Annotated in this window: 12 protein-coding genes; 3 read left to right on the plus strand and 9 right to left on the minus strand. The window is 53.7% G+C overall.

Annotated elements, in window-relative coordinates; translation table 11 throughout:
• Positions 1-67: 67 nt before the first annotated feature.
• Together LKE88_RS08295 and LKE88_RS08300 are read left to right on the plus strand one after the other, a co-directional pair.
• On the plus strand, positions 68-1009 hold the full coding sequence (locus LKE88_RS08295; protein WP_276803326.1) for a threonine ammonia-lyase: 942 nt from the start codon (positions 68-70) through the stop codon (positions 1007-1009).
• 317 nt (positions 1010-1326) lie between these two features.
• A complete protein-coding gene (locus LKE88_RS08300) occupies positions 1327-1584 on the plus strand; it encodes a LysR family transcriptional regulator (protein WP_276803328.1) in 258 nt (85 codons plus the stop codon).
• Between the two features lie 92 nt (positions 1585-1676).
• On the opposite strand, the gene LKE88_RS08305 is transcribed toward LKE88_RS08300, so the two are convergent.
• From LKE88_RS08305 to LKE88_RS08315, 3 genes are all read right to left on the minus strand, one after another.
• Complete coding sequence (locus LKE88_RS08305) at positions 1677-2717, minus strand: lactonase family protein (protein WP_105326454.1); 1041 nt, start codon at positions 2715-2717, stop codon at positions 1677-1679.
• A gap of 11 nt (positions 2718-2728) precedes the next feature.
• Positions 2729-3976: an SLC13 family permease gene (locus tag LKE88_RS08310; protein WP_231086343.1), complete on the minus strand. Its 1248-nt coding sequence runs from the start codon at positions 3974-3976 to the stop codon at positions 2729-2731.
• Positions 3977-4158: 182 nt separating this feature from the next.
• Entirely contained in the window at positions 4159-4953 is a 795-nt protein-coding gene (locus tag LKE88_RS08315) for an SDR family oxidoreductase (protein ID WP_105326456.1), read from the minus strand.
• Between the two features lie 496 nt (positions 4954-5449).
• Here LKE88_RS08315 and LKE88_RS08320 point away from each other — a divergent pair, with 496 nt between their 5' ends.
• Positions 5450-7462, plus strand: a complete 2013-nt coding sequence (locus LKE88_RS08320; RefSeq protein ID WP_105326458.1) for a BCCT family transporter — start codon at positions 5450-5452, stop codon at positions 7460-7462.
• 61 nt (positions 7463-7523) lie between these two features.
• Here the strand turns inward: LKE88_RS08320 and LKE88_RS08325 are convergent, their stop codons facing one another.
• From LKE88_RS08325 to LKE88_RS08350, 6 genes are all read right to left on the minus strand, one after another.
• The gene (locus LKE88_RS08325) at positions 7524-7835 is read right to left on the minus strand and encodes a hypothetical protein (RefSeq protein WP_105326459.1); all 312 of its coding nucleotides are present in this window, start codon (positions 7833-7835) and stop codon (positions 7524-7526) included.
• 555 nt (positions 7836-8390) lie between these two features.
• Positions 8391-9695: an L-cysteine desulfidase family protein gene (locus LKE88_RS08330; RefSeq protein ID WP_105326460.1), complete on the minus strand. Its 1305-nt coding sequence runs from the start codon at positions 9693-9695 to the stop codon at positions 8391-8393.
• Positions 9696-9945: 250 nt separating this feature from the next.
• On the minus strand, positions 9946-11349 hold the full coding sequence (locus tag LKE88_RS08335; RefSeq protein ID WP_105326461.1) for a YfcC family protein: 1404 nt from the start codon (positions 11347-11349) through the stop codon (positions 9946-9948).
• A 27-nt stretch (positions 11350-11376) separates the two neighbouring features.
• Positions 11377-12555, minus strand: a complete 1179-nt coding sequence (locus LKE88_RS08340) for a M20 metallopeptidase family protein (RefSeq protein WP_276803331.1) — start codon at positions 12553-12555, stop codon at positions 11377-11379.
• Between the two features lie 35 nt (positions 12556-12590).
• A complete protein-coding gene (locus LKE88_RS08345; RefSeq protein ID WP_118286775.1) occupies positions 12591-13298 on the minus strand; it encodes a GntR family transcriptional regulator in 708 nt (235 codons plus the stop codon).
• A gap of 84 nt (positions 13299-13382) precedes the next feature.
• Positions 13383-14579, minus strand: a complete 1197-nt coding sequence (locus LKE88_RS08350; protein ID WP_105326464.1) for a M20 metallopeptidase family protein — start codon at positions 14577-14579, stop codon at positions 13383-13385.
• Between the last annotated feature and the right edge of the window lies 1 nt (position 14580).

Consider the following 14580-nt stretch of genomic DNA (forward strand, 5'->3'; position numbering starts at 1 on the left):
TTGTATTTTTCAGGTTTCCGGCTTACCATGGAAGCAGAAATTATTCCTGTAAGGAGGTATCACCACCATGTTATCCCTTGAAACTGTGTTCCAGGCCCAAAACCGCCTGGCTCCCTACGTCTACCATACACCCCTGATTCATCTAGAGGCTCTGGACGCCCTTCTGGGCTGCCAGGTATACGTCAAGGCAGAATGTATGCAGCTGACCCATTCCTTCAAGATTCGGGGCGCCCTAAACCGGATTCTGGAGCTGTCCCCGGAGGAACGGTCCCGGGGCATTGTCACCGCTTCCAGCGGCAACCACGGCCGGGGCGTTGCCTACGCCTGCAAAATGCTGGGCATCAAGGCCACGGTGGTGATTCCCTCCCATGCGCCGGCCATCAAAATCCAGGCCGTCCTGGATTTGGGTGCCGAAGTGGTCCTTTGCGAAAAGCCCCAACGCTTTGCCATTGCCGAAAAATTGCAGCAGGAGCGGGGCTATTGCTACGTGCCGCCCTTTGACGACTACGGCGTCATGGCCGGCCAGGGCACCATTGCCCTGGAAATCTTCCAGGATATGCCCAATCCCGATGCAGTGGTCATTCCCATTGGCGGCGGCGGGCTCACCAGCGGCATTGCCACCACCGTAAAAGCCATCCGGCCCCAGACCAAAGTCTACGCCTGCGAACCGGCCCTGATTCCCCGCTTTACTGCCAGCCTGAAAGCCGGCCATCCCGTAACCGTACCCCAGGTGGACACCATCGCCGACGGCGTGGCCACCCTGCGGCCCGGGGATAAAACCTTCCCCATTGTTCGGGATAAAGTAGATGAAGTATTGGACATTCCCGAAGAAGCCCTGCTGCCCGCCATGAAACTGCTGCTGACAGAAGGCAAGGTACTGGCAGAACCTTCTTCCTCCATCGGTCTCGCCGCCATTCAATGCGGCAAACTCCACGTTACCCCGGAAGAAAAAGTCGTATTCGTTCTTTCCGGCGGCAATTTGGACCTTTCTTTAATCCAGTCATTATAAGAATTGGGTCCCTCTTTTGATTATAGCAAGCCCACTCCCGTCCGTAAAAGTCGTAATCTTATATACTCGTATAACCCACAGCTTATAGCTCCAGGAAAATTTTCAAGTTTTCCTGGAGCTATAAATAAATTCATATAAGTACATACCAAAATATCATTTCGCCAAAATTTCAGATTTTTGCTATGATAAGAGCAAGACAAAACGCTGGCTCCAGTACCGTTCAAAACCTTCACCCTCTGACGGTCTCCAGACTGGAGCAGCGTTTTTTCCAACATTTCAGGACCGTGCCCAGCAAAGGGCAGAAAGGAAGGCTTAGCATGGAAAAAGATCTGGTTGAAACCTTTTTGGCTGTGACTGAGGTCAAAAACATCAGCAAAGCCTCCCGCCTGCTCTACGTATCCCAGGCCACCGTCAGCTACCGGCTAAAGCAGCTGGAACGCCAGGTGGGCGCAGACCTGATTGCCCGCCGCCAGGGCGCCCGGGAAACCAGCCTGACCGACAGCGGCCGCCGCCTGCTTCCCCTGGCCCAAAGCTGGCTCACCGCCAATCTGGCCCTGGAAAACTTCCAGCCCTGAAGGCCCGCCGTCCAGGAACAATTGTCCGCTAAAAACAAAAGCAGCCTTGTGAACGCCGCTTCCGTTCACAAGACTGCTTTTTTCTTGTTGCTTTAGGCCTGCCACCACACGCACACCGGCGAACCCGCAGGAATTTCCTCCGTTTTCTTTACCAGCGTTCCAGCTTTTTGGACAGCAAACCGGCTAAGGGTATGGGTCAGCTCGTTGGCCGCCACCAGCTCCGTACCCTCCGGATTCAGCCCGATGAAACGGGGCTGACGGCCCCCGGTCAGCACGTTCTGGACATAGGTCATCCGGCCAGTTTCCGGCTCCAGGGCATACACCGTCACCGAGTCGTGGGTCCGGTTGGACACGTACAGTGCCTGGCCCCCTTTCCCCATAACGATTCCGCTGGCCCAGCCGGGACCAAAGTAATCCTCCGGCAGGCTGGTAAGCAGCTGCTGGGGTTCCAGACTCCCCGTTTCCGGGTCAAAGTGGAAGAACAGCACCGTGCTGTCCTTTTCGTTCACCAGGTACACAAACTTCCCATTGGGATGGAAGGCCATATGCCGGGGTTCTGCACCAGGCCGTGCCTGCCAGAAGAAACGGGCTTCCAATTCTTCCGTTTCCGGATGAATGGCGTACACCGTTACCCCGCCCACCCCGTGGTCCCGGCCCTGGGCCGGTACCAGCAGCCAGCGGCCACTGGGATCCAGACATACTTGGTGGGGATGGGAAACGTACCCATGGCCGGGCTGCCCGGGCACAAAGGTCAGCTGCCGAACAGCGCCCAGACTCCCGTCCGCTTCCACCGCCACCTGGGCCACACTGCCGGTTTCCAGGCTGGCCACGTACAGGGACGTTTCCTTGGGGCTCAGCACCAAATGCACAGGGTTAGTGCCGTACACCGGCACCGTGTTCAGTTCGGTCAGCGTGCCGTCCTTGGCTCTTGCCAGAGCAGTGGCCGTGCACCCATCCCCATGGATGGCGTACAGCCGGCTGCCCGCCCGGTTGCCGCAGAAATAGGACGGATTTTCCAGACAGGGCAGCGTTTGGAACTTCTGCCAGCTCCCGCCTTTTTCTTCGTATACTGTAATCCCTTCTCCCTCCGCCTTTCTGGCTTTGGTAGTCCGGGAACCTACATAAATGGTCATAGCGTTTCCTCCTAGGACAAGAATTTCAGACCGCCAGCCAGGGTGAAGGCAAAAACAATCACCACGCACAGGGCGGACAGGCCAAACAATTTAGCAAACAAACCAGCTTCTTCCGCTTTTCCCCGTTCTTCCTGGGCCACCCCGGCCATAATCAGGGAACCGCCGGTGGACATGGGACTGATGCCCGCCACAGTAGCCGAGCACACAATGGCTGCCACCATCTGGATAAGAGATGCCCCGCCTACATTGGCTGCCACCTTGGACACCGTAGGAATCAGCGTGGGGAACACCACTCCGTTGGCGCTGGAGAACCAGGACATAATACCCCCGGTCATCCCCATAAAGGCTGCCGCCGTATATTGGTTCATAAAGTAGGCCAGACCCTTGGCCATCAAATCGATACCCCCCAGCAGCTTCACCAGGTTCATCAGCACGCTGATGCCGCAGATGAGGATCAACGTATTCCAGGGCAGCCGCTTCACCGCCGCCTTCTCGTCCACCTTGCCCGTCATCAGCAGCACAAAAGCCAGGGTAAAGCAGACAAAGCCCACATCCTGGGAGAAGCCTACCACAGCCACAAACAAAATGGCAATCAGCAGCAGGCTGAATTTCTGAATGCCGTCAAAAGCAATGGCTTCCTGGCTTTGGGTACTTTCCCCCCGGAGCTTCCAGCCCTTAAACAGCAGATACACCACCAGGGCGCACATCACGTTGGCCGCGGTTACCCCCAGGAAAATGGCATTGCCCGGCATGGCCACGTTCATTTCGCTGAGCAAATCCCCCACAATGATTCCCGTCAGGGCAATGGGAGACGCCGTACCGCCCACAGCACCCAGAATGGCCATGACTCCCATAAGAATGGGGCTTACCCCCAGCTGGAAGGCCAGCGGCACTGCAAACAGCACCATCACCGTCTGGACACTGATGGCTCCAGGTCCAATGGCCGAGAGAATATAGCTTACCAGATAAATCACAATGGGCACCAGGAACACCTTGGTACCGCACAGCCGGGTCAGTTTCTTGGAAGCCTTTTCCAAGGTACCGTTTTCCTGAAGCAGGCTAAAGAAAAACATAGTTCCCAGCAGGGTCAGGAACAACTTTCCCGGAAACCCACCGTACATTTTGCCCAAGGGAATATTCCCCAGCCGGCCCAAAATCACCGTAAGTCCCAAACAGATCAATCCCACATTGGACTTTTTCACAAAGCCCAGCACAATGGCTCCCAGAAGAAACAGGAGCGCCACCAGCGCCATTGACATGATACTTCCTCCTTCATTTGTTCAGAGTTTTCCGAATCTATTTATGTATTTATTATAAGATTCGAAGGGTATGCTGAAAAATGAAGAAAAATAACCTTTTCCCATTCCCATTAGGAATAGTATGCAACAAAAAAAATGGATTCCCCGCCGTTCAGAGGAGAATCCAGTTTTTACAAAAGCTCTTAATACGCCTTGGTCATGGCGCCATCCAGCAGAATGGTCTGTCCGGATACGTAGCTGTTGGCCTCGCTGCACAGAAAGGCAGCCAACCGGCCGTATTCTTCCGTGGTGCCGTAGCGGCCCAGGGGGAAGTTCACCATATCGTCTTCTTCCACCTTTTCCAGGGACAGTCCCTGCTTTTCAGCACGAATTCTATTCAGCTGGTCAATACGCTTGGTAGCTACCCGCCCCGGTCCAATGACGTTCACCAGGATGTTGTCAGGCCCCACTTCCCGGGCCAGGGTCTTGCTCATCCCCACCACACCCATGCGCATGGTATTGGACAGCAGCAGATTATCCAGGCAGTCCTTTACCGAGGAGGACGTGCTGTTGAGAATCCGGCCGCCGCCCAGGCGCTTCATGGAAGGCAGTACCGCCCGAATGGTGCGCACATAGGACAGCAGGCACAGGTGGAAGGCCTCCTCCCAGTCCTCATCGCCAAACTTGTCAAAGGTGCCGGGCTTGGGCCCAGGGCATACATTCACCAGCGCCCAGATATCCCCCACCTGGCTGACCACCTGATCCACCAAACGGGTAATTTCTTCCGGGTGCAGCAGGTCGCACACAAACCCTTCCGGCCGGTTGCCGGTCTTTTGGGCAATTTCTTCCTGCACGTCCCGCATCCGCTGTTCGTAGGGCCCGGAAGTAGCCAGCACCACTTTGGCCCCTTCCCTGGCCATTTCCGTGGCAATTCCCTTGCCCAAGCCAGAAGCCGAATGCATCACCAAAACCACTTTATCTTTTAAACCTAAATCCATAGTATCCCTCCTTAGAAAAACACCTGCAAACGATGGGTTACGCGGACTGGACCCTGGCGGCCCACTGCCGCCGTCCTGCCCTTACCTTGATTATACGGCGAAGGCCCCCCTTTGTAAAAGGCAGGAATTCGTACACCAAGATAAACTGGGGCTTATACCTATCCTCAATTTTTTCTCGCTGGCCAAAAACCATACTCCCCTGTAGGTCACTCCTTGTGCCTGCAAAAACTGACGGTTTTTTCGCCATTTTTGCGTCCAATTGCATGCAAAAACCGTATTTTTTTCTGACCTACAAGTCCAGTCTCCATGCGGGTTTTCGGTTTTTATAACTTTCTTATGCATTTAACGTTTTGCTAAATTAGCAATTTTAATACATTTTGTGGTATAATTAGTTATTATGTATGATAATTTGTATCAAAACACGCATATTTTTGAAAGCGAAAACGCATGTTTTTTGTCATTCTAAACAAACGCATTTCCAAAAGGGGGAATCCTATTGAGCACATGGGAAAAATTGAAAAAGTATACTTCGTTTGATCCGGGAATTACCCTTCCCAGCATCATCATTATTTTCACCGTAGTATTTGGCTGTGCAGCCTTTCCAGAAATCACCGAAACCTATCTGACCCAGGCCCGGCATTGGATTACCAGCTCTACCGGCTGGCTGTTCATCCTGGGAGCCTCTTTCTTCGTGATTTTTCTGCTGATTCTCTGCGTCAGCAACCTGGGGAATATTCGTCTGGGCAACGATGATGACGAACCGGAGCACTCCTTCTTCTCCTGGCTGGCCATGCTGTTTGCGGCCGGCATGGGCATTGGGCTGATGTTCTTTGGGGTAGCGGAACCCATTTCCCATTTTGCCCAGCCCCTTCACGCCGGTCTGTCTGTCAATGACCAGGCCAAAACCGCCATGCTGAATACCTTCTTCCATTGGGGCATCCACGCCTGGGCCATTTATGGCGTCCTGGGCTTGGCCCTGGCCTACTTCGGGTTCCGTTACCACGTGCCCCTGACCGTACGCCGGGCCTTCTTCCCCATCCTGAAAGATAAGGTCAACGGCCCCATCGGCCGCTTCATCGACGTGGTGGCCCTGTCCTGTACCATTTTCGGTATCACTACCACCCTGGGCTACGGTGCCCTGCAGCTGGCGGCGGGCTTTAAGGAAATCCACCTGATCGATTCCGTCCAGCCCTCCACCCTGGTACTCATCATTCTGGTCTGCACCAGTTGCTCCATTCTGTCTGCAATTTCTGGCGTCAGCAAAGGCGTCCGGTATCTGAGTGAAATCAATTTGCTGCTGGCCTTTGGCCTGATGCTGTTTGTTCTGCTGGCCGGTCCCACGGTTTTCACCTTGAATGCATTTACGGAAAACCTGGGCGCCTACATTGCCAACCTGGTTCCCCTGAGCTTCCGGACCTTTGCCTACGACCCCCAAAACGAGGGTTGGTTCACTTCCTGGACCGTTATGTACTGGGCTTGGTGGATTACCTGGTCCCCCTTTGTGGGCATGTTCATCGCCAAGATTTCCAAGGGCCGCACCATCCGGGAATTTATCCTGGGCGTACTCCTGGTGCCCACGGTATTTAACCTGCTGTGGATGACGGTTTTCGGCAACACCGCCATTTGGGTGGACCTGACCCACAAGGGCATCCTGTCCGGCCTTACCGGGCAGACCGAAAGTATGCTGTTTGCCTTCCTGCACCAGCTGCCCTTCAGCCAGATTACCTCCTTTCTGTCCATTGTGGTCATTACCCTGTTCTTTGTAACCTCCGCCGACTCAGGGATTTTCGTGGTAAACGGCATTGCCTCCTCCGGCGGTACCCAATTCCCCCGTTGGCAGAGCATTCTCTGGGGCGCCGTACTGGCAGCCCTGGCCATCCTGCTGCTGTACACCGGCGGTCTGGACGCCCTCCAGGCCATGAATATGGTTATGGCCCTGCCCTTCCTGCTGATTCTCCTGCTGCTGTGCTTCTGCCTGTTCAAAGGCCTCCTGGTAGACGAAGACTACTTTGGCCGCGGCCTGTCCGCCTGCACCTCCTATTGGACCGGCTCCGCCTGGCAGGACCGGCTGCATTCCATGGCCATTTCCCCGGACCTGAATCACGCCCGGGACTTTATCCGGAACACCGCTGTTCCTGCCTTTAAGGAACTGGCCCAAGAAATGGAAAACTATGGAGTCAAAGCCACGGTAAAGATGAACGGCCCCTACAATATGCCCAGGGCCGAATTTACCATTGTCCAAAGCACCATGCGGAACTTTACCTACGGTGTCATGTGCCAGGAAACCGACGTATCGGAATTTGCTACCGAAAACCCGGCCATGCCCCAAATCAACCGGGAAGTCATGTACGTGCCCGTCAGCTACTTTGCCGATGGCCGCATTGGCTACCCCGTCCGCTATATGAAAAAAGAAGAACTGATTGTAGACGTACTGCGGCAATATGACCGGTTTACCAAACTGGCCACCGACAAACGCCACCGCCTGTTCCTGTTTGATCCGGAAGACTAACCTAAAATAGACAAAGCCCTGAAGCATCTGCTGATGCTCCAGGGCTTTTTGCTGCCGTTTTTTATCTTTTCTCCACGTGTTCCGCTTCCGTCATAGGCGGCTGGCCAATCCAGGACAGCGCTTCGTCCTCGCTTAACGTCAGCGTTCCATCTTCCTTCTGGAAGGCCGGAATCCCGATGCCGCTTTCCGGCTCCCGGGTCCGTACCCCTGCAAAGACCGGCTGATGATCCCGCAGGGTCAAAAACCGCTTCATATTGGTGGTATTTTCCGTAATATCTACCAGTTGGAACTCCTTTTCCAGCTTCCGGCTGGCCATGAGCGCCAGGAAATTCCGGCAATCGATGCAAATGCGGCTTCCATACATTGTAATCATAGGATATTCCTCCTTTGGGTTTCTACAGGTATTATAGCACGCAGGCACAAACCCGACAGTTCCCCCATGAATCTTTAGTTTTTGTTCTCCAGCGGCTTAATCTTATCCAGCATAATGTTCAGAATCTCCACATCCGTGGATTTCATTCCCACCCGGCCCATATCACCAATGGCCACAATGATTTTTTCTACTACAGGCTCCTCCAGTGGTTCGCGGCTCGCTGCGCAGCTTCACCCTACGGGTTCGCTTTGCAGGCCGCTATCACATGGCTCATATTAACCAATTCTCTGCGGCTTACAGCCTTGATAATTGGATATGAGCGCAAAGCGTTGGAGGAGGTGGCAGCCACTACCTTCCACGTTTGGGAGTCGCATCCGGTCGTCCACATCAAGGCAGCAATGGAGGACCGGCTAATGCGACCTCTGTGATAGCATTCCAAGAAGCAAGCTCGAAGAGCGCGGCTGATTGGTACAATGCGAACCACTCGGGGAAGGGGAACCGCCCAAAGGGTGGTGGAAAGGGGGCTGACGGAGAAAGTTTTCCTCTGCTAGTCCTTTATCTCTTGTTCTCTAGTGGCTTGATTTTATCCAGCATAATGTTCAGAATCTCCACGTCCGTGGATTTCATCCCCACCCGGCCCATATCACCGATGGCCGCAATGGTCTCCTCTACATTATCTTTCACCAAGCCTTCGCCGCTCTTGAAAGCCCGTTTCTTCCGGGCCATATGGATGGCCACCGTAGCACATTCCACTGCGGCCGCAATCTTAGCCGCACAGGAAGACTTGGCACCATCGCAGGCCATGCCACCGATGGTGGCAATGCTGTTGGTGATGACTTCACTGATTTCCTCGTAGTTCATGCCCATCATGTACGCAATGCCGGCCCCGCTGCCGCAGGCCGCACTGGTAGCCCCGCAGTAGGCGGACAGGCTGCCGATATACCGTTTCTGGTGAATAGAAATCAGGTTGCTGACAATCAGCGCCCGGTACAGTTTCTCTTGGGGAATATGGTAGTATTTGGCATACACCACCACCGGCATGGTCACCGTAATCCCCTGGTTGCCGCTGCCGGAGTTGATTACCACCGGCATGGGGCAGCCGCTCATCCGGGCATCGGAGCCCGCCGCAGCCAGCGCTTTGGCCTGGACTTCCACCTTGCTGGTATCAAAGTCTTCCATCAAAGTCCGTCCGATTTCAGCCCCGTAGGGATGCTTCAGTCCTTCTTCAGAGATGGCCGTATTGTATTCAATCTGCCGTTCCAGTACGTCCTGAACCTCTTTCAGATCCACCGTATCAGCAAATTCCAAGATATCCTTTACGTTCAGCAGGCTCTTGTCCGGTCCCACCGGTGCAGCTTCCTTGCCGGCGGCATTGTCCCGGTTCAGCAGCACCTGGTCGTCCTTGACGATTTTCGTAATGTTGGAATGGTAATCCTGGATTTCCACTTCTGCAGAATGTTCCCCTGCGGTAGCTTTGATATCAATATAAAGATTAGCCACATTTTCTACCAGGTTACAGTCTACAAAATCTGTTTTTAAAAGCGCTTTGCATTTTTCAATATCCGCCGGTTTTACCGCTTCCAACACCGCCAGTTCCTGGGAAGCATCTCCTCCGATAACACCCATGGCAGCTGCAGCCTGAATCCCCCGCTGGCCGCCGGAATTGGGCACCGTTACCGCCTTCACGTTCTTGACGATGTTGCCGCTGCAGCCCACTTCCAAATGCTCGGGCATCTGACCCAGCACTTCCCGGACCTTGGCCCCTGCGTAGGCAATGGCAATGGGTTCCGTGCAGCCCAGGGCAACCTTCAATTCATTTCTTAGAATCTGTACATACGTATCATAGACTTTCTTTTCCATGTGAACGCTCCCACTCTCTTTGCGATTGAATACCAAGCCTTCCCGGTTACCAGCGCGGTGAACTCCCTTGCTGCCCTGCTGCCAGTCCCGCCATCGACCAGAAATACCTGTTATTCGATTGTATTTAAGCTATGCTGCATATTTTCTCTCTAACTCTTATTATACCAAAAAGGAATCATAGGAAAAGCAGGTTTTCTCGCTTTTTGTGCACAAAAAAATCCGGAGTTTGCACTCCGGATTTTCTATATGCTTATAGTCCCGTCCAACCAGCAACCTGTAAGACTCCCAGCGCAATGGAGGCCAGGATGCTCTGCAGCAGCAGGAAAGGAGCAAACCATTTGGCATACCGATTGTAGGCAATGCCTGCAATCCCCAGGGAGCCCATGATGGTCCCTGCCGTAGGAACGATACAGTTGGACAAGCCATCACCAAACTGGAAGGCCTGCACAGCTACCTGCCGGGTAATTCCCGTCAGGTCGGCCAGCGGCACCATCAGCGGCATTACCGCAGCAGCCTGGCCGGAACCGGAAGGAATGAACAGGTTGATGAACAGGTTGGCCCAGAACATCAGAATGGCGCCCACCACCGGGCCGAACATCCCAATGGGAATGGACAAATAGTACACAATGGTATTCAGGATGTGCCCGTCTTTCAGGATAACGGAGATGCCATTGGCAAAGCCGATGATGAAAGCCGCATTCAACATGGGTTTGCACCCTTCGATAAATTCCTTGGTGGTACCGTTGACCCCCAGCTTTTGGGCAGCCCCCTGAAGGATTACCGCCAGGAACATAATGGCCGCAATCTGCTGGTTCCCCCACTTGGCGACTACTGCACCGGTCATGATAGCCACAATGGCCAGAATCATAGTACCCATGCAGAATTTCTGTACTCCAGTCATTTTACCGGAGCTTTCCACGGTTTCGCCCAGCTTATCCCCCATAACGTCAGCTTCTGCCATGCCGTCATAGTAGCAAAGACTGGTGGTGTAGTTCTTTTGAATCCCCTTGATATACCGCATAACAAACAGATAGTTCAAGACGAAGTTCACCGCATGGAACACAAACCTCACGGACATCCCGGAGAACACCGGCAATTCCGCAATAGGATGCGCAACCCCTAGGGTGGACGGATTGGCCCAGCCTACGTTGAAGCCGGAATAGGCACCCAGGTAAATCATCATAAAGCCGGCCGCTGCATCCAATCCCATGGTCTTGGCTACCACCATGCCGATAGGGATCAACGCTACCGTAGGATTGGCAAATACGCCGGTGGCGCCGCCTACGGACATGAAGGCCATGATTACGAAAATAATGGCACCCAGGTTGGCTGTTTTGCCGCCCGTGGTCAAAGATTTAAAAGCTACTTCTACAGCCCCGCTTTTTTGCATCATGTGCACCGCGGAGCCCGTAAACAGCACCATGGCAAACAGCACAGCCGCTCTTTGGAAACCGATAACTACCGCATTCAGTACCGCAAAGGGTCCCTGAGGCGTCTGCTTAACAGCATGATACGTACCTGCTACTACCCGGGTTACATTCCCCACCTTCTGGGTATCAAACTCCCCTGCCGGCAGGATCCAGGTCAATACGGCCGCAAAACAAATCAAGAAAAACAAAAGTGCAACTGTTTGTGGAAATTCCTTCGCTTTCATTGGCTTCCTCCCCCTGTTTTCAGTGACTTAGCCCAGATAGTCCCGGGTAAACTGCACCAGGACTTTCACCCCTGTGGCCAAAGCCTTTTCATCGAATACGTTTTTCGGATTATGCAGTCCCCAACGGGTATCGCTGTCCTCATTGTTGCCCGTGCCTAAACGGAATTGGGCTCCCGGACACAGCTTGGGGAACATCCAGGAAAAGTCGTCGGACCCGGTGGAAGGATAGGGAATGGGTTTTACGTTCTCCGCTCCAATGGTCTCCCCGGCAGCCTTCACCACAGCATCAATGACCTTATCATCGTTAATCAGCGGCGGCATACCATCGTCCCATTTTACCGTTCCTTTGCCCCGAAAGGCCGCAGCCCCATGTTCCACAATCCGGTTGATTTCTTCATGCATCAGTTTCCGGCTATTGGGTTCCAGGGAACGCAGAGTTCCCACCATTTCCACCTTTTCCGGCACCACATTGCCAGCCTTGCCCCCATGAATGGAGCCAAAGGTCAGCACTGCCGGAAATACCGGCCGGTTCACCCGGGATACCACCGTTTGGAGTTCCGCCAGCAGATACCCGCTGATCATAATGGGATCCACAAAGTTTTCCGGGTGGGCCCCGTGCCCAGCCTTACCGGTTACCGTCACCGTAAGAAAATCTGAAGACGCATTGGCCGGTCCTTTGATGACCCCAATGGTGCCTGCATCCCATTCTGGAGAGCAGTGCAGCCCCAGCAGCACGTCCGGATGAACCTTTTCGTAGAACTTCGTTGCCAAGGTTTCCAAAGCACCATACAGCGCTTCTTCTGCCGGCTGGAAGATAAACAGCACATCACCAGCCAATTCGTCCTTGATTTCGGACAAGGCCTTGGCCGTGTACATCAGCACCGTCTGATGGATGTCGTGACCGCAGGCATGCATTACCCCTTCCTCACAGGAGGCAAAAGGCAGCCCTGTCTGTTCCACAATGGGCAGGGCATCAATATCTTCCCGCAGGCCCACTACCTTGCCGGGTTTGCCGCCCTTTAAGAGCCCGATGCAGCCCGTCTTCATGCCCACCTCCAGCACCTCAATGCCACAGTCTCTGAGGAACTTCTCAATCCGTTTGGTGGTCTCAAACTCCTTGTTGCTTAGTTCCGGATGCTGATGAATCGTGCGCCGCACCCCAATCATCTCTTGCTCATACTTCTCTACCAATGTGTTAGTATCCATATTCCAGCCTCCCATCCATTATTGCTTGACGGACCTTATTCCCGGTTCTTGTAGCTGGTCCGGTACTTCCAGTCCGCTGTCAGTACATAAAATCGTACGTATTCAACCAATCTGCCATCTTGCCCATACGTTTTCCGGCTTACCTGCATCACCGGAGTTCCCTCCGGCACCTGCAGCTGCTTTGCCGCTTCTCCCTGGGCCCCTACGGCTTCCAAGACTTCCGCCGTCTGCCCAATGGCCCGATGGTACTTATCATACAAGGCCAGCATGGAAGCAAAATTTTCTTCCTGCTGAATCAGCTCCCGTTCCAACCCGGCCACATAATGGTGCAAATAGTACAGGGGCTTGCTTTTATAATACCGAACCCGGGTTACCCCTGTAATGGTCAAGCAGTTTTCCAAACCCGGTTCTCCTTGTAAAAAGGCAGGCAGGGGTTCTTCCTCTACCTTTAAGGTTCTGCAATAGATCAGCGCCGACTTCTCGGAAAACTCCTGTCCAAAGCCCCCCAGATTTAAATGGGGCCAGGCCTGATGAACGGCTACATAAGTGCCTTTGCCCGGCCGGCGGACGATAAAACCTTCCAGTCCCAATTTTTCCAACGCCTGGCGTACCGGCGCCTTGCTGCTTTGAAAGAAATCGCTCAGCTCACTTTCCGTGGGCAGCTTTTCTCCTTCCTCGTATTCATGCTTTTGTATTTTTTGATACAGATATTGATAGATTTTTTCATGCAATGGTTCTGCCATATGTTCCACTCGCCTTCTTGGGTTATCCCCTTTGGAAAAAGGGTGCGCCGGAAAACCTTACATTTTCCTGCGCACCTCATTATATCATTTTTCCAGATAGGCAAGGGCAACAGAAGTCATTGCCGTAATACCCGTAGGCAGAGCTTTTTCGTCAAAAATAATGGCCGGATTGTGCATCCCCAGTTTGGACTGGGGATTGTCATTGGCCGTGCCCAAACGGTACAGCACCCCAGGAATCCGTTCCTGGTAGGCAGAGAAATCCTCACTTCCCAGGGAGGGTTCTGCCAGCTCGCTGACCTGTTCTTCGCCTAAGGCAGCCTTTACCGCGTTCCGAGCCAAATCCGTCAGTGCCGCATCATTCATAACCGGAGCCGGCCCCTTGGTGTAGGTAATCTTGGCTTCGCAGCGATACCCTGCAGCAATGGAAGTAATAATTCGGCGCAGCCGTACTTCCATGCTGTTGCGCACCTCCGTATCCGTGGTACGCACCGTTCCCTGCAAAGTAACGGAAGGCGCAATCACGTTCCGAGCCGTACCGCCCTGGATTACGCAGAAGGAAACCACCGCGCCCTTGGTAGGCGGCAATTCCCGGGAGACAATGCTCTGCACCCCTTGGATAACCGCAGCTGCAGCCACAATAGGATCCACACAGTTGTCTGGATGGGCCGCATGACCGGATTTTCCTTCGATAACCACATCTAAAGAATCCGCCGAAGCCATAAAGGAACCAGCTTTAAAGCCAATGGTACCTGCCGGCAGGAAAGGCCAAGTATGAAGCCCAAAAATAGCGTCTGGCTTAGGGTCGTCCAGGACACCCCGTTCAATCATGCTTTCGGAACCACCCAAAGCTTCTTCCGCACATTGGAAAATAAACTTCACTGTACCTGGCAGATTTTCCCGGACCTGGCTCATTGCCCGGGCCGTACCCAACAGTACAGAAGTATGCAGGTCATGGCCACAGCTATGGGCCACCCCGGACTCCAAGGAGTGGAAAGGCAGTCCGGATTTTTCGGTCATGGGCAGAGCATCGATGTCCGCCCGCAGAGCCAACACCTTACCGGGTTTACCACCTTTCAGAACACCCATTACTCCGGTTTTTCCTTCCCAGGTAGTTACTTCCACACCTGGCAGTTTTTCCAATTCTGCAGCAATCCGCTGGGTTGTTGCAAATTCCTTATAACTCAGCTCCGGATGCTGATGCATATTCCGGCGGAAAGACCGGATATACTCCTGATCTTGTTCTATAAAGGCTTTCGCCTCTACTTCTAATAACGCTTCCATC

The organism is Acidaminococcus hominis (assembly GCF_022484025.1).
GTDB classification, from domain to species: Bacteria; Bacillota; Negativicutes; order Acidaminococcales; family Acidaminococcaceae; genus Acidaminococcus; species Acidaminococcus hominis.